Origin of the sequence: Peribacillus sp. Aquil_B1 (assembly GCF_022603275.1) — a bacterium.
Classification (GTDB): Bacteria; Bacillota; Bacilli; order Bacillales; family DSM-1321; genus Peribacillus.
This window is the reverse complement of sequence record NZ_JAKXEE010000003.1, coordinates 509,629-526,112: the sequence shown is the minus strand read 5'-3', so window position 1 is coordinate 526,112 and position 16,484 is coordinate 509,629. Positions and strand designations below refer to the sequence as shown.

16 protein-coding genes are annotated in these 16,484 nt (G+C 38.3%); 10 read left to right on the top strand and 6 right to left on the bottom strand.

Annotation, left to right across the window (positions count from 1 at the left end; all coding sequences use genetic code 11):
- Positions 1-84: 84 nt before the first annotated feature.
- Positions 85-294 carry a response regulator transcription factor gene (locus MPH60_RS20715; RefSeq protein ID WP_214744359.1) on the bottom strand — a complete coding sequence of 70 codons (210 nt, stop codon included), beginning with the start codon at positions 292-294 and terminating at the stop codon, positions 85-87.
- A gap of 212 nt (positions 295-506) precedes the next feature.
- Between MPH60_RS20715 and MPH60_RS20710 the strand changes: the two genes are divergently transcribed.
- The 3 genes from MPH60_RS20710 (at position 507) to MPH60_RS20700 (ending at position 3,260) form a co-directional block, all read left to right on the top strand.
- Positions 507-1,787, top strand: coding sequence for a sensor histidine kinase (locus MPH60_RS20710; protein ID WP_241589505.1), 1,281 nt, complete (start codon positions 507-509; stop codon positions 1,785-1,787).
- Positions 1,780-2,412, top strand: coding sequence for an accessory gene regulator B family protein (locus MPH60_RS20705; RefSeq protein WP_241589506.1), 633 nt, complete (start codon positions 1,780-1,782; stop codon positions 2,410-2,412). Before MPH60_RS20710 ends, MPH60_RS20705 begins: the two co-directional genes overlap by 8 nt.
- 128 nt (positions 2,413-2,540) lie before the next feature.
- Entirely contained in the window at positions 2,541-3,260 is a 720-nt protein-coding gene (locus tag MPH60_RS20700) for a LytR/AlgR family response regulator transcription factor (protein WP_241615861.1), read from the top strand.
- Between the two features lie 285 nt (positions 3,261-3,545).
- Here the strand turns inward: MPH60_RS20700 and MPH60_RS20695 are convergent, their stop codons facing one another.
- A complete protein-coding gene (locus MPH60_RS20695; RefSeq protein ID WP_241589508.1) occupies positions 3,546-3,740 on the bottom strand; it encodes a hypothetical protein in 195 nt (64 codons plus the stop codon).
- Between the two features lie 328 nt (positions 3,741-4,068).
- On the opposite strand from MPH60_RS20695, the gene MPH60_RS20690 reads away from it, so the two are divergent.
- From MPH60_RS20690 to MPH60_RS20680, 3 genes are all read left to right on the top strand, one after another.
- Positions 4,069-4,281 carry a hypothetical protein gene (locus MPH60_RS20690; protein WP_241589509.1) on the top strand — a complete coding sequence of 71 codons (213 nt, stop codon included), beginning with the start codon at positions 4,069-4,071 and terminating at the stop codon, positions 4,279-4,281.
- Positions 4,282-4,383: 102 nt separating this feature from the next.
- Positions 4,384-5,073: an ATP-binding cassette domain-containing protein gene (locus MPH60_RS20685; protein ID WP_241589510.1), complete on the top strand. Its 690-nt coding sequence runs from the start codon at positions 4,384-4,386 to the stop codon at positions 5,071-5,073.
- Entirely contained in the window at positions 5,070-6,476 is a 1,407-nt protein-coding gene (locus tag MPH60_RS20680) for a hypothetical protein (RefSeq protein WP_241589511.1), read from the top strand. Before MPH60_RS20685 ends, MPH60_RS20680 begins: the two co-directional genes overlap by 4 nt.
- Before the next feature lie 153 nt (positions 6,477-6,629).
- Here the strand turns inward: MPH60_RS20680 and MPH60_RS20675 are convergent, their stop codons facing one another.
- On the bottom strand, positions 6,630-6,848 hold the full coding sequence (locus MPH60_RS20675; RefSeq protein ID WP_241589512.1) for a hypothetical protein: 219 nt from the start codon (positions 6,846-6,848) through the stop codon (positions 6,630-6,632).
- On the bottom strand, positions 6,830-8,380 hold the full coding sequence (locus MPH60_RS20670; protein WP_034316019.1) for an ABC-F family ATP-binding cassette domain-containing protein: 1,551 nt from the start codon (positions 8,378-8,380) through the stop codon (positions 6,830-6,832). Before MPH60_RS20670 ends, MPH60_RS20675 begins: the two co-directional genes overlap by 19 nt.
- A 233-nt stretch (positions 8,381-8,613) precedes the next feature.
- Between MPH60_RS20670 and MPH60_RS20665 the strand changes: the two genes are divergently transcribed.
- Positions 8,614-10,806, top strand: coding sequence for a DNA topoisomerase III (locus tag MPH60_RS20665; protein ID WP_241589513.1), 2,193 nt, complete (start codon positions 8,614-8,616; stop codon positions 10,804-10,806).
- Positions 10,807-11,008: 202 nt separating this feature from the next.
- Here MPH60_RS20665 and MPH60_RS20660 read toward each other — a convergent pair whose 3' ends face one another.
- Complete coding sequence (locus tag MPH60_RS20660) at positions 11,009-11,173, bottom strand: hypothetical protein (protein WP_241589514.1); 165 nt, start codon at positions 11,171-11,173, stop codon at positions 11,009-11,011.
- A gap of 521 nt (positions 11,174-11,694) precedes the next feature.
- Here MPH60_RS20660 and MPH60_RS20655 point away from each other — a divergent pair.
- Positions 11,695-13,683: an acyltransferase family protein gene (locus MPH60_RS20655; RefSeq protein ID WP_241589515.1), complete on the top strand. Its 1,989-nt coding sequence runs from the start codon at positions 11,695-11,697 to the stop codon at positions 13,681-13,683.
- Positions 13,684-14,122: 439 nt separating this feature from the next.
- On the opposite strand, the gene MPH60_RS20650 is transcribed toward MPH60_RS20655, so the two are convergent.
- Positions 14,123-14,350, bottom strand: a complete 228-nt coding sequence (locus tag MPH60_RS20650) for a helix-turn-helix transcriptional regulator (RefSeq protein ID WP_241589516.1) — start codon at positions 14,348-14,350, stop codon at positions 14,123-14,125.
- 279 nt (positions 14,351-14,629) lie between these two features.
- Between MPH60_RS20650 and MPH60_RS20645 the strand changes: the two genes are divergently transcribed.
- Together MPH60_RS20645 and MPH60_RS20640 are read left to right on the top strand one after the other, a co-directional pair.
- Positions 14,630-15,934: an FtsK/SpoIIIE domain-containing protein gene (locus MPH60_RS20645; protein WP_241589517.1), complete on the top strand. Its 1,305-nt coding sequence runs from the start codon at positions 14,630-14,632 to the stop codon at positions 15,932-15,934.
- Complete coding sequence (locus MPH60_RS20640; RefSeq protein WP_241589518.1) at positions 15,867-16,481, top strand: replication-relaxation family protein; 615 nt, start codon at positions 15,867-15,869, stop codon at positions 16,479-16,481. Before MPH60_RS20645 ends, MPH60_RS20640 begins: the two co-directional genes overlap by 68 nt.
- The last annotated feature ends 3 nt before the right edge of the window (positions 16,482-16,484 follow it).

Below are 16,484 nucleotides of genomic sequence, written 5' to 3'. Positions count from 1 at the left end.
TGTTTTTTAGAAGCTTGTAGAGAGAAATGACAATTTTTCTCTACAGGCTAAAAGAAAAGAAACGTCATAGAAGGAGTAATTCTTTTAATGGAGAATGTTATTTTGAAATGCTTTCACAACAATGCCGACTCGTGTATGTACTTCAAGTTTCTTGGAGATATTACTAATATAGTACTCTACCATTCTCTGCGAATAGTTTAATTCCAGTGCAATTTGTTTATTTGGCACTTCACTGGCAATAAGCTGAATAATACGACTTTCTACACTATTAAACCCCACTTTTTCATTTTTCACGAAAACACTCCTCCATTCATTGCTAAACAAATACTACCAGAGTTATTAGTTGATTTGGTCATAAAGGTCCAAGTGGGTCTTAACTACGCTTATTTTATCCCAATTCACAAATATTCTGCCCTAATTTGCAATATTTGCATAAATTATCCTGAAAAATGATGTTAAATTACTCATTTTATGGTATTTTTGTAAAGTTAAGGAGGAAGTTTGTCGTGTTATTGTCGATTTTCGGTGGGTTTTTGGAAACGGTAGTCATTATCCTTGTAGGGTATCGACTGATTGGTATTTCTTTAAAAGATAAAATGATCCCGATATGCATCGTAAGTTTTTATGGAAGTATCATTCTGTTAATGGTAAAAGAAACATTGCCTTCGATAACTTACCTACTAGTAACAATTTTAGCGATTGGGTTTCTGCTGACTTTTGTCACAAACCTGAATAGTTTTGCATCAATTATAGCTGTGTTGCTAGGATGTCTTTTATTGTTAATCTCAGAGGTTATCGGATTCACGCTCTTTAAAGAATTCCCATATATACATTCTTTGAGTGCTTTACCTTTAGTAAGGGCCATTCCACACCTTGTGATAATGGTAATATTTTATGTGATCTTGAGAAAATCGAATTATTATATTCCGATACCAGTCAAGAAAAAACAAAATAAAAACGATGCTATTCTATCTGTTTTAGTATTCTTATTTGGCCTTCTTTTTTTGTTTTACATTTTCGTTTTTGAATTCAAACAGTTAAAGTTTTTAAGCATAACATCAGCTATAGTATTAGTTTTAATTACAATTTCTTTATTGTATATAATCCGTTATCATATGGTGAAAAAAATTGAGGATCTGGCTGTTTCCTTAGATGGTCAATATGAAGAAGACATTTCTAAACATATCACGACAATGCGTTCGCAGCGACACGACTTTATTCATCACATATTAGCGCTGAAACAAATGCTGAACAGTGGAAAATACAATGACTCAGTAGACTATGTTAACTCAGTGCTAGAAGAAATATCCTACGTAAGCGATGTATTGCCGATAGCTTCAGAAGCTGTTGGGGGGTTATTACTTTCCTACAAAGAGAAGGGTGCCAAAAAAGGCATCAACATGTACTACTACATTGCAGATGATTTATCTTCCTTTCCATGTAAAATTTATGAAACAAATAAGATATTCGGAAATTTACTCCTTAATGCAATTGAAGCCGTCGATCAATTAGAAGAGGAAAAGAGATATATCAACATGAAAATCCAAAGAAACGATATCCATTATATTTTAGAAGTAAGCAACTTTATAGAGGATGGAACTTTTAAACATATTGGTAGTATATTCGATCAAGGCTTTACGACTAAAACAGACGCATGCAACACTGGACAGGGTTTGGCCATTGTTGAAAGTCTTGTCATGCAGTACGGAGGACATATATACCCGGAAGTCATAGATGACATGATTACGTTCATTGTAAAAATACCGCATGGAGGGCAATATGTATAAGCGTTTCTTACCGAACTTTTTGGCAACGAACATCTCAAACCTGGTTGTCTCCGAGAATCCGCAACTCGTACAAAGTAAAGATAAAATCCGCTATGGGCTTGAATGGATGATATCGGGGATGAATCAAATCATTTTGGTCAGTTTACTTGTTTGGCCTTTAGGGATTTTACCTGAAACCATGATGGGCCTGCTTTCAGGGGCTCTCCTTCGAATGTTTTCAGGGGGTGCCCATTTCAAAGGGTATTATTCCTGTCTTATTCTTAGCACGTTGCAAATTATTTTTCTGACATTAATTTGCGTACATTATACAGACGTTCTTTCATCCTATAAGATTCCATTTATTTTATTATTACTCATAAGCTTTTTGATTACTGTTCAAAAAGCACCTATATTACATAAAAAAAAGCACCTATTCACAAGAAAAAGTACGTTAAAACTGAAAATGAAGGCTGTGACCACGTTCATTCTATGCATGGGATTGAGCGTTTTTCTACCTCAAACCATGATGTATTGTGTATGGTTTGCTTTAATTTTCCAAGGACTTTCCTTAACGGATTTTTGGGGGAAAAGCGTCTTAATTTTAGATGCTTTTATATATAAAATTACCTTAAAGGGGTTACATTGATTATGTTGAAATTTCTAACTTTTGCTATTGGAATGATATCGTTATTTTTTAATTCGATTTCCTCGATGAGTAGTTGTTTTTGGTTTTCCTACGAGCCAGAGCTACCAGATGAAGAAAACTAGGAGTATATGATGGGATTTATACGTCTTGCTGTTATTGATGATCAGGAACCAATCCTTAATGAGATTAAGGGATTTGTGAATAAATTCCCAAATGTAAATTTGATATTTAGTACAACTGATGTGAGCGAATTGTTTAATGCTATCGATCAAGGGCTGACCATTGACGTAATATTATTAGATATTAATATGCCTGTGTCCAATGGGTTTGACATTGCCCATTACCTGAAAGAAAATCACCCCCAAATCAAGATTATTTTCATGAGTGCCCATCAAGACTTCGCTTTGCAGGGTTACAAATATTACCCTGAAGATTTTTTAACTAAGCCCATTAATATTGTTAGACTAAAGCAGACGCTTGATCGCCTTAGTTATACGCATAAAAAGATAAGAAGAATTGGCGTAAAGGCGAATGGGAAAATATCTTTAATCGATACCTCCAACATTCTCTATATTGAGAAAAAGGGGAGAAAAACATTTATCCACCTAAAAGATGCAGAGACTGTGGAATGCTCGGAAGGCTTAAATAAGTTAGAAGACATTCTTAATCAGTGTAATTTTTACCGAACGCATCAATCGTATTTAGTGTCGATTGACCAAATTGAATACATAGAATCGGATAATTATATGAAGTCATATAATGTGAAATTACATCACTGCAATCACAAGATTAACTTAAGCCGACACAAATTTACGGCATTAAAAAATCTAATCGAACAACATTTCTAATTTTTAAAAGGTGCCAAAAAGCAGGGTTAACCTTTCCAGACTGTAGACAAACTCGATGAAAATCGAACTGTCTACATTTTTTTTTGCTTTGTACAATTTGAAAGTTGCCTCCAGGCACTAGCTTTTCGCGGGCGGTCCGCCCTGGGCGCGCTTATCCCGCAGGAGTCTCGCATCCCCGCTCTCAATCTACTGTTTCTTAATTTCTAAACAAAATAAAAGGCGCAGCTCCTCATGGAGTACGCCTTTTTTAGTGGGAATGGAAGTGGGTGCAGTCATTAAGTGCTTTTATTTATCACTACTTACGGTATCTTTTTTCTTTGTTGATTGTCGAAGCAGGTAACTGATTAAGAAACTAGATCCACCCGTTATGTAAAAGATGATGGCCCAATCTTCTGCCTTTTCAACTCCAAAAAACCTTAGCGTTAAACCAACGAAACTTAGTACAAAGATAATTTCGAAAAATACGGTCAGTTTCTTCACTATAAAAACTCCTTTTCTAAGTTTAAAAGCTGATTATGTATAACATGGATTTTTGCTCTTGATTATAGCGTTTAAAAAACCTCTTTCTCCATCCGGGAGCAACGAAATGACTAATCCATGAAAGGAAATTTTACCATAATTTACATTGGAATTCCATGAATGTAAAAGGATTTGCGGAAAGACGAAACCGTTGAGGGAGAGGGTTTTCGTGTTTCCGAAACATTGCCTTTTTTCCCTTTTTTTTCATATTTTCTTTTGTATTATTAAATCAAGATATCGTTAATGACATTAGGAAATTTTAAAAAAACCAAAAGGTGGATGATTAAAAATGTTAAGTATCGCTATTAAAATTTATAACGCAATCTCAAAATACGGATCAAAAGCATGGGCCGCAATCAAAGCTGGAGCGTCGTCAGTATACAATGCAGCAAAAGCTGCATGGGAAGCTGGATACTGGGCTTTCACTAAATGGTTAGCATCAAACGCAAGTGCACTATATGCAATTTATGATGCATTAAAAGCTGCTGGACTAATAGACTAATTTATTAATTTAACTTAAGCAACAAAACCTAATACTTATCCTAATGTCATTACTTTATCTGTAATTTCTGGTACGATATAGATACTAAGAGTTAAATTGGATGTGATTGCGATTAATAGTATAGAGGTTCATCATCTAAATAAGAGCTTTGGTTCCAAGAAAGTATTAGACAATTTAAATGTAACTATTGAACGTGATTCAATAGTAGCGATAGTAGGAAGTAACGGAATTGGAAAAAGTGTTTTCTTAAACTGCTTATTGAATTTCATGGAGTATGATTCTGGTGAAATTAGAATTTTGAATGAAAATCATAATAATCATAACTTCCTCAGAACAGTTACTTCGTTCGTTTCGGTTGATAATCAACTGCATTTGGAGAAGGTCACCGGAAAAGAGTATTTTGATCTTATAATTTCTATATACAACCTTCCAGAACAATCAGTTGTTGCTAAATATACATCCCTTGCAGAGGAATTGAATGTCATAAAAGAATTGGATTCCACATTTAGTTCTTTATCTTTCGGAACCAAGAAAAAAATCCAATTGATCGGTAGCATTCTTTATGATCCTAAGGTATTGGTATGTGACGAAATTTTCGAGGGCTTGGACCATGAGGCAGTTAACTGGGTAAAAGCATATTTTTTAAAACGAAAAGCAAATCGGGAAGCAACTTTATTCACAAGTCATATCATGGACCATACATGGGATATTTCCGACTGCATATATCGATTGGAAGATGGAAAGCTTCATAGTCAAAAAAATGAAGAGATGACAGAGAGGGCAGCAGAATGAATTTTCATTCATACAGCAAGCTATACAATATCTATACCGAAGAAAAGAGTCTAAACCAAAAGCAAAAAGCTGTAAAATTGTTATTCACAGCTCTTTTTTGGATTTCTTTGCTCTTTACCCTTTTGTCTTTTTTTGATGTACATACGAGTACGGTAATCTACTATTATATCATTGTGCTGACTGTAATCGAGTTATTATTGCTTTTTGTGTTTATGGCGTTATATGAAAGCACAACTTATATCATAAGCTTTTCCAAAACCATTCCGATTAAGCCCAGCCAACTCTTTTTTTATCATTTGATTAAATCTAATCTAACAGCAGAAATTGTTCTGGAGCTTACAATTGTGGTTTCTTTTCTTTTATTTTACGGGGCACCAGCGCTAAATATCCTATTGCTACTATTCTTTGTTTTCTCATTGAAGTTTCTTCGGACATATTCTGAGTTTTTCATCCTATGGTTTAAGAAGTATCAGGTTCGATTTCCGTACTTTTCAGCCATTGCCCTTCTCATCGTTTTAATTTTTTATATTAATTCAAGTAAGCTTTCGCCTTTGTTATCCAAATTGGATTTCACGATAACAACCATTTTGCTTATTCTCTGTATGTTTTTAGTGATAACGTTTATCACTTATCCAATTATTGTTGGCGGATTAATAAAAGAAAAAGGCACCAATCTAGATTCCCGGAAGTTCAATCTTGTCACAAACCGGGTATCTACAAGGATAGTGAATATCCTCATACGGAATAAAGTTATAAATGGTCTTATAAAGTACAATTTTTTCAGGCTACTGAGAGATGTTAACTATATTAGTAAACTCATTACGATAAATATTACGGTTATCGTCTTTAATTTAATTAGTATGTATTTACCTTTCATGAAAATTGAAGATATACATACTAATTATTTCGTGGATACCATTTATATTGCCTTTATCGTTAACTTCCTGAATTTAACCAATATCAAAATTGAATACAAATTGCATCAAAAGCTTAGACTTAACTTATTACCTATTTCATTAAAAACGGAACGAATGGCTATAGACATTACGAATGGTTTTTTTCTGATTGTAACGTTTACGATTCTTCTTCTATTAAAAGTATTGGTAGAGGGCATTCCCTTTTTATTGATACTTGATGGCTATAAGGCCTTCTACTGTTTTCTAATGTTAAGCTTAATCATAGATTGCTTTTATAAGTATGAAATTCCAAAGAAGATAAAGGCTTTGATGATCGTTTCGTATATGGTTATTGGAATCAGTATTGAAACGTTATTTATTATTAAAACAATTTTTATAATTCAATTGACTATAGTCGTTATATTGACACTGATCCTTTACTTCCTAAGGTATAGAGAAAAACCAAAAAAACAAAAGGTGAGCAACTACCAATATAATGGAAATTGATGAAGGTACGGGGAATCTAATGGCCAATCTCCATGCAGAAGGAAAAAGAAAAAACTCAATAGCATTTACCTTCAGACTGTAGACAAATTCGAAGAAAGCGAGTTTGCCTACAGTTTTTTTCTTTAAAACGTCCAGTTGTTTTCGGAAATCCGCTTACTTTTTGCCGACTGCCTGCCAAGCCCCATCAAAGCAAGCATCTTGCGGGATCTCTTCTATCCAGTTATACGGCACGGATGCCGGTATCTTTACGTTGAAGATCGAAATGAGTTTAAAGAGAATATCCTTTGGCTTTTCAGAAATCGTGACTTTCCGAATAAAAAGGGATGCCGCGTTCCGCGACATCCCCGAAAAAATTAATTTTGTGCTGACCATTCCTCTACATCCCATACTTTGGTTACCCAATCTTCATAGAAATCAGGTTCATGGCATACAAGGACAATCGTTCCTTTATACTCTTTCAATGCACGCTTCAGTTCTTCTTTTGCAACGACATCCAAATGGTTCGTCGGTTCATCGAATAACAGCCAATTGCTTTCGGTAAGCATGAGTTTACATAGGCGGACTTTTGCTTGTTCTCCACCGCTTAAATGGCTCATCGGACGTGTAATGTGCTCGTTTTTCAAACCGACACGGGCAAGAATCGCACGTACCTGCGGTTGGTCCAAATGCGGAAATGCATTCCATACTTCATCGATCGGCGTCGTATCGCCTGCTTTCACTTCTTGTTCAAAATAAGAAGAAAAAAGGAAATCGCCAAGCGATCTTTTACCGCCTAGAGGATCGATTTTACCCAAAATCGTTTTTAATAGAGTGGATTTACCAACACCGTTACAGCCGACCACGGCAATTTTTTCTCCCCGCTCGATGGTCATGGACAACTTCGGAAGCAATGGGCGGTCATATCCGATTTCCAGATCTTCACCCTCAAATACATAACGGCTGCTCGCACGTGACTCTTTAAAGTCAAAGGTAGGTTTCATTGCAGTTTCTGGACGATCGATACGTTCCATGCGATTCAATTGCTTTTGACGGCTCTTTGCCCGGCCGGTCGTTGAATAGCGGGCTTTATTTTTTGCAATGAAATCTTCCTGCTTTTTAATGAATTCACGCTGTTTTTCATAGGCGTTAATATGTTGGTTTTTATTCAATTCAGCCAGCTCAAGGAATTTTTCATAAGTTGCCGTGTAACGGGTCAGTTTAGAAAATTCAAGATGGAAAATGACGTCGACGACGCCGTTCATGAACTCAGTGTCATGCGAAATTAATAAGAATGCATTAGGATATTCCTTTAAGTAGCTGCTCAGCCAGCGGATATGCTCCACATCCAAGTAGTTCGTCGGTTCATCAAGGAGCAGTACTTCAGGCTGTTCCAAAAGTAGCTTGGCTAGTAAAACCTTTGTCCGTTGTCCGCCGCTTAGGGCAGAGACATCACGGTCCAAACCGATTGCATCCAAACCTAAACCGCGGGCCGCTTCTTCAATTTTAATATCCAGATTGTAAAAACCGCCGGCTTCCAGCTTGTCCTGAATTTCACCCATTTGTTCCAAGAGTTCTTCAAGTTCCTCCGGAGTGGCAGTACCCATTTTCTCTGTAACTTCATTCAGTGCTTTTTCCTGCTCGAATAAAGGCAAGTAGGCATCCCGTAAGACGTCGCGAATCGATTTACCTTTTGAAAGTATCGTATGTTGATCAAGATAGCCATATTCGACACCTGGTGTCCATTCGACCCGGCCATCATCATGGATAAGTTGTCCTGTAATGATATTCATCATCGTTGATTTCCCGACACCATTTGCCCCGACCAGACCAACATGTTCGCCGGCCATCAGGCGGAAGGAAACATCCTTGAATAAGGTACGGTCGCCAAAGCTGTGTGCTAATTTATCTATAGAAAGTAAGCTCATTTTATATTGAACCTCCCAATTAATTTGAAAAAATCCCTACGTTTCATCATACTAAAATCTGTACGGGAATGCTATCTAATCTATTAATTTACATATATGTGGGTACGGGGAGCCCCCCGAAGGGTAATCCTTAATGTGAATCAATGGATTCAATGCCATGCCGTGGATGATCGCCCTGTCTTAAATTATATGAGATAATAAAGGAACCAGTTTAAAAGCGAAAGGATGTTATTATGAGTAAAACAGTCGTACTGGCCGAGAAACCTTCGGTCGGCAGAGATATAGCAAAAGTGCTGAATTGCGGGAAAAAGGGTAATGGCTTCTTTGAAGGCGATCAGTATATCGTCACTTGGGCACTGGGTCATTTGGTCACCCATGCTGATCCTGAATCTTATGATGAAAAATATAAAACGTGGCGCCTTGAGGACCTGCCCATGCTGCCGCCTGCTTTGAAATTGGTCGTGATCAAGCAATCAGGCAAACAATTTCAATCGGTTAAAACACAATTGAATCGCAATGATGTCAAGGATGTCATCATTGCAACAGATGCAGGCCGTGAAGGGGAACTTGTTGCACGCTGGATTCTCGAGAAAGCGAATGTGAAGAAGCCGGTCAAACGGCTTTGGATTTCCTCTGTAACGGATAAAGCGATCAAAGATGGATTCAAAAATCTGAAGGATGGCAAGGAGTATGAGAACCTATTTGCCTCTGCTGTAGCAAGGGCGGAAGCGGACTGGATCGTTGGGATGAATGCGACACGTGCCCTAACAACGAAGCACAATGCCCAGTTATCCTGCGGGAGGGTCCAAACGCCGACACTTGCGATGATTGCAAAAAAAGAAGAAGAAATAAAACAGTTCCAGCCTAAGAAATTTTATGGCGTTTCGGCAATTGCCGAATCCAATTTGCGCCTGATCTGGCAAGATGCCCAATCAAAAGATATCCGCACATTCGAAAAAACCAAGGCAGAAAAGGTTCTTGCAGCCGTTAAGGGGAAAAGTGCAGAAGTGGTTGAAGTGAACAAGTCACATAAGAAAAGTTTTGCCCCTTCTTTATATGATCTAACAGAACTTCAACGGGACGCCAATAAGAAATTCGGCTATTCGGCGAAAGAGACGCTTTCGATCATGCAGCGCTTATATGAAAGCCATAAGGTCTTGACTTATCCAAGGACGGATTCACGCTTTTTATCAACGGATTTGGTTGATACGCTAAAGGAAAGATTACAGGCTGTAAGCATTAAACCATATGCCCAGTATGCATCAAGGATCCTGCGCAGCCCGATTAAAACCAATAAATCGTTCGTGGACGATAGCAAGGTTTCCGATCATCATGCAATCATCCCCACTGAGCAAACGCCGCTGCCGGGAAAACTGAGCGACAAAGAATCGAAAATCTATGATTTGGTCGTTAAAAGGTTCCTTGCTGTATTGATGCCGCCTTTTGAATATGAACAAACGACCATCACCGCAAAAATGGGGCAGGAAACGTTCGTGGCAAAAGGGAAGGTCGTCCTGAAATCGGGATGGAAGGAAGTCTATGATCACCAATTCGATGAGGAAGAAGCTAAAGATGGCCTTGCCGAGCAACTGCTTCCGAATGTTCAAAAAGGTGACCGTTTAACCATTTCGACTGTGAAACAAACAGAGGGTGAAACGAAACCGCCGGAACCATTCAATGAAGGGTCGCTTCTTTCGGCAATGGAGAATCCTGCTCGTTTCATGGCAGGGGAAAGCAAAGAGCTCATCAAGACTCTTGGTGAAACTGGCGGGATCGGTACTGTGGCAACGCGGGCTGACGTTATTGAAAAACTGTTCAATAGCTTTCTGATCGAGAAGAGAGGAAAGGGCCTTCATGTTACCTCGAAAGGAAAGCAACTTCTTCAATTGGCACCTGAAGACTTGCGATCTCCAGCTTTGACAGCCCAATGGGAGCAAAAGTTAACTGCGATAGCAAAAGGGAAGCTGCCAAAACAGGCCTTCATCGGCGATATGCGCGCTTACGCCAAAAATATCGTCCTTGAAATCAAAAATAGTGACCAAAAATTCAAGCATGATAACGTGTCAGGAACGAAATGTCCTGAATGCGGCAAGCTGATGTTAGAAGTGAATAGTAAAAAGGGAAAAATGCTTGTCTGCCAAGACCGTGAATGCGGCCACAAAAAAAGTGTTTCACGTGTAACAAATGCCAGATGCCCGCAATGTCATAAAAAGATGGAAATGCGCGGTCAAGGAGAAGCACAGACATTCACCTGTAAATGCGGTTTTCACGAAAAACTTTCTTCTTACAATAAACGAAGAGGGCAAAATAAGAATCAAAAAGTATCCAAAAATGAAGTATCCAATTATATGAAAAAGCAGAATAAAGAAGAGCCGATCAATACTGCATTGGCGGATGCCTTGGCAAAACTGAAATTCGATAAATAAAAGAAAAGAGTCCTTCACCTCCAGCTCCATGGTGAAAGGGCTCTTTTTTATGAGGTGATATGCATGGAACAGGACTGGGCAAAGTTCCTTGTGAAGGCCCGTCTTTCGACAACAAGGTGAAGTGGCAAAATGGTGTATAAAAGAAAAAGGCAGAAAGGGATGGAGCGTTCGCTCCATCCCTTTCCATATATCGCTGCATCTGTTAAGTTTCATTCAGTACGGTGCCATGTAAATCATATTCAAGTGTTTTGTCAGTGTGTGTGTGTTTATCCGAATCTACTCGTATGAGCGTACTGAATGGCTTCTGATCACCCGGACTGAAAATTGCTTCATCATTCTCTGGATTCCATAGGCTGTAAATACTCATGATCGTATCCTCCTCCTTTGGATGAGAAGACTAGTAATTCCCATATTTGATTATCATCCAACTCTTCAATTGACTCTAACGCTGATCACCGGGACTAAACACCGCTGCGTCATTCTCTTTGTTCCATTGGCTTCTGATTGTACTCATCATGCACTATCATCTCCTTTGGTGAGAATGTCTTACAGTATTTATATACCCGGATGGGACAGGTTAAAACATATATTTTTAAAAAACATGATTATGTTTCTGAAATAACAAGTTGTAACATGCTGAGTTTGCGTCTGCTTCCAAATATCCATAATGCCCCATGGTGGACTGACTTTTTTTCATAAAGCAACGTTCTGTTGTAGGCTTCGTGCCCAGGCAACGACATTTTCTGTAAGGGGCCTTGGTTGAAAAGTTGGAAAAAAATCCGTACTTGTGAAAATTAAAGAACCTTATCTACTATGTTGACAAATCATTATTGTAAAGTGATATAATTTTAAATTGTATGCATGACAAAAGGTAGGAGATAGAATCAAATGAATCAAAAATTAATTAATACTGAGAGTAAGTTCAGACCCGAAATCGAAGGGTTACGCGTTGTTGCCGCACTGCTGGTGGCGGTTTATCATATATGGCTTAATCGTGTCTCTGGCGGGGTTGATGTATTCTTTGTAATTTCAGGTTTCCTTATTACTACTTCAATTGTTTCCACAATCAATCGAACAGGGGAATTTCGTTTTCTTCCATATGTCACAAAATTAATGAAAAGATTACTTCCTTCTGTATTTTTTATTCTTGCCATTGTTCTGGTTTTAAGTTGGTTTTTATTACCTAAATCAATTTTGGATAAAACTATACATGAAGTATTTGCCTCCATGTTTTTCTATCAAAACTGGCAACTGGCTTTTTCGAGCACGGATTATTTAGATTCCAGTCAAATGAAAACACCTGTTGAACACTTTTGGGCTTTGTCTATACAAGGACAATTTTATATAATTTGGTTTTTATTATTCACTTTGATTTTATTTTTAATAAAAAAATATAAATTAACTAAAGTTAAAACATTAATTAATACGATTTTAGGAATATTATTTATTTCTTCTTTTATATATTCCATATATTTAACCTCTGTCAATCAGCCATGGGCTTATTTCATAACGATGACACGTGTGTGGGAATTTGCTTTAGGCAGTTTGCTCTGTATCAATTTATCATCCATTAAGGTAAATAAATATATAGCAACAGTGATAGGGTGGCTTGGATTAATCGGTTTAATTTTAACGGGAATAGTTTTCAATGTATCTGAAATGTTTCCGGGGTATATTGCCTTATGGCCAATGACCTGCGCATTATTCATTGTTTTGTCTGGTACACGCGATACGAAATATGGTGTAAAACGCTTTTTAGGTTCACCCGTAATGGTGAAGCTAGGTGGAATCGCTTTTGGAATCTACTTGTGGCATTGGGTATTATTGGAGTTCTATCGTTATAATGTCCAGGAAACTCCAGGATTCATCGTCGGAACGCTTATTATCATTTCATCAATTGCCCTTTCATTTTTAATGACTCGATATATAGAAGAGCCAATTCGAAGCTCAAAGGATAATAAATTCTCATTCAAGAGAATCGGGATAATGGGCAGTGTGAATGTACTCTTGATTGCATCTCTTTTAATTGGGGTATATATAGATCAAAATAAGCTGGAAAATAATATAAACGATAAAAATTATCCAGGAGCGTTAGCTGTGAAAAACCCTGACGATATACCTGAACAAGAACCAATTCCATCATATTCTGAAGTCTTTGATGATTTACCAAAAGCACATTTGGACGGCAGTAACCAAGGGCTAAAGGAAAGTGACTTGAAAATTGGGGAATATGGCGAAACTGAAAATTACGATGCTACAATTGCCCTGATCGGCAGTTCCCATTCAGAGCATTGGTTAGGTGCCATTTTAGAAGCAACCAAAGATGACAATTATCGTGTATTGAATATGACTCGTTCAGGTACACGTTTTTCAACAGGTTATGCGGATGATGATTTGAAAGGTATCTGGGTCAATAATGTTCTCGATTATCTAAAGGATTCAGATGTAGATCTTGTTATTTCTCACGCCACAGCTTCTGATTCACCCAATAATAAAATACAACAACAAATGGTTGATCAGCTGCAGTATGTTAAAGATGAATATGGTATTGAAGTGTTAGCGGTTCGTGATGATCCAAGATATAGTTTTAATGTACTGGAATCATTAGAAACACATGGAATAGAAGAAACAACAAAAAAAATGAATTCAGTAGATAATCAGAAAGACGAAAGCTTTTGGAGACAATTTGAAAAAGAGAATAAATCATTGCATAAAATTGACTTAACAGAGTACTTTAAAGTGAACGGTAAATTTCAGCCCATTATTGGTAATGTTATCATTTACCGGGACAATAGACATTTAACGAATACTTATTCTGAAAGTTTCGGACCTATTTTTGATAAAAAAATCAACGAGATAGGCTTAGATGGGAAGTAAGTATAGCTAAAGGGAATTTTGTTTGGAACTATTGGTTATCTTTGATATAAAAAATCTGAGTTCTGTGTTTTACAGGGCTCGGATTTTTTTATATGAACTTGTGATTAGCTTTGTCTAATCGCATCATAAATCACAGAAAAAAACCCTGTTACTACGCGGAAGAACCGCATTGTAACAGGGTTTTTAATTAGCGTCCCAGATAGGAATCGAACCTACGACCTACAGCTTAGGAGGCTGTCCGTTATGTCTTTCGCTATGTCAACGTTATGTCAAAACGTTATGTCATCGGTGATTGTGACGTATTTCTCGTCGTAAGAGTGACCGACAGTGTCGTCGCAAGTCCTACGGTGTAAAATTCTTGTACCTACATACGCTATTTTGCCGAAATAAGGCGGACATGTCAATGCGTAAAGATTTCCGGTTCGGTTTGCGTAGGAGGCTATAGGTCAAAGAAGTCCTCCGAACGCGCATCCTTGTCGACCGTTCGAATCGCTGCCATTATTTTCTTTATTGTTTGCACGGTAGGTTCCCGTTTATCGGCGCAAAGCTCAGAGATAGTATTACGACTGACCTTCGATTTCTTTACAAGCCATTCCTGCGATATTCCCCGATCATCTAACCACTTACCCAACTTCGAACGCGACTTTCCTCCGAATAATCCAAACATATTAATCTCCCTTTCAATCCCTTGATACGTCTATTTATGCCCGTGAAAAGTACGAGTTATACCTACGGATAGGGAAATTATTTTAGCCGGACGTGTAAACGTGGACGTGCGTAGTTGCATACACTCTACTATACGGATTCACAAACGGTCGAATCTACGATAACACGAACGGTTAAAATCTGGCGAAATCCCTTTACCTGATAACGTTTTAATCCTTCGTTTTTAGAATTCGTTTTCCGAGGAACTATCATTCTGATATTTAAAAAGGGGAGTGGCGTTTTGTTATTCGAATTGTTTTCAACGGCGAGCATGCTAGGAGTTTGGGGAGCAAGTCATTATTACAAAACGAATTCTAACGACGAAAGCGAGAAGATTTTAAGAATCGCTGATAACTGCGGATTGAACAAAGGAGAGGATAAGTTACGCTTATACCGCCGAAACACCAATAAGAATAACGACCCGAACTATACGGAATATGTCTTCAAAATTCCATTAGGGCTCGAGCTTAGCGACTTCCAAGATAAATACGGCAAGTTTAAGGATGGACTTAATAATCGGAGTGCTTATCGGATCAATTTACGGCAATTTAAAGAGCTTAAATTTAATCGGACATTTATTAAGCAATTACGGAGCATCCTCGAAAATCGCGAGCAGTTTCGGAAGGAAATCGAAATCGAGTACGATGGTATGTTAATTTTCCGAGTATACGACAAGGGGCTTACCCGTGACTATACGTTCGACGATGCGCTACTTAAGAAAGTTTCGAATTGGGAAATCCCTATCGGCATTACTTTACGCGAATTTATCCGCCATGACTTCGAAAAGCTGCAGATGTTGGTAGTCGCCGGAATGACTCGGTACGGGAAAACCGTTTTTCTAAAGAACGCGGTTACTACGCTTATTCATAACGAGCCAGATAACATAAAGTTTACTCTTATCGATTTAAAAGGCGGGCTGGCATTTAGTCGTTTCGCAAATTGTAAGCAAGTAAATACGGTAGCCAAGAACGCGGAGGAAACAATCGACGCACTCGAAGCCATACACGCGGAGTTATTAGAACGGCAGGAGCTATTCTTAGCGAACGGGTGGGAAGACATTACCGAGGCAGGATGGAAGGAAAGGCACTTCGTAATCGTTGACGAGGGTGCAGAAATCTCAGGCTTTCCCGATAATAAAGAGCGGGACCGATGCTCGTATTTACTTGGCGAAGTGGCTCGAATTGGTGCGGGGCTCGGCTATCGGTTAATATTTGCGACTCAATATCCGACTGCCGATGTTTTTCCGCGGTCGATAAAATCAAATACGAGCGCAGCCTTATGCTTCAAGCTGAAAAATAGCACGCAGAGTATGGTCGTATTGGACCGTAAAGGGGCGGAGTCCTTGCCGATAAAATTGCCAGGGCGAGCGATTTACCAAACAGACTGCGACCTGATCGTGCAAACGCCATACATTACGAATGACTTTATCGATACGAAAATAACGCCTCATATAACAATTAAATCTAGGAGTGAAAGCCGTGCACCACAAAGAAGCGACGAGAAAGCAACGGGAGGAACATATACTGCGCAGTTTGAAGAGGTTTGACTACCTGACACGCGGGCAAATACAGGCGATTCACGACCTTAAAAGCGACCGTAATGCTCAGCGAGTTCTAAAACAGATGGAAGACTACGTTAACATTTTAAAGGATGGCGAGAATATTTATTACCTCAATTCGAAAGGTCGGGAAATAGCGAACTGCGAAAAGATTCGAAAGAGCACCGGAAATATTCAGCACTTTATTATGAGAAATCACTTATACATTGCTTGCGGTTGTCCGCAAAACTGGCGTAATGAAATACGTATTAAAAGCGAGGGCCGTACAAAAAAGGAAAATATCGTTTGTGTAGCCGATGCCTTATTCACAAAGGGCGATGCCTATACAATCGTAGAGGTCGATAATACGCAGAAGATGAAAAAGAACCAGTTGAAAATTGAAAAGTATCGGGAATTAAAACAGCGTGGAACCTTCGGATTTATGGCACCAACTTTCCTATGGATTACAACCTCAGAATACCGCCGCAAAGAGCTCCTAAAATTAAGCCACGGATTGAATACGCAGGTCTTTTTATTATCGGAATTAACCAACTAAGGG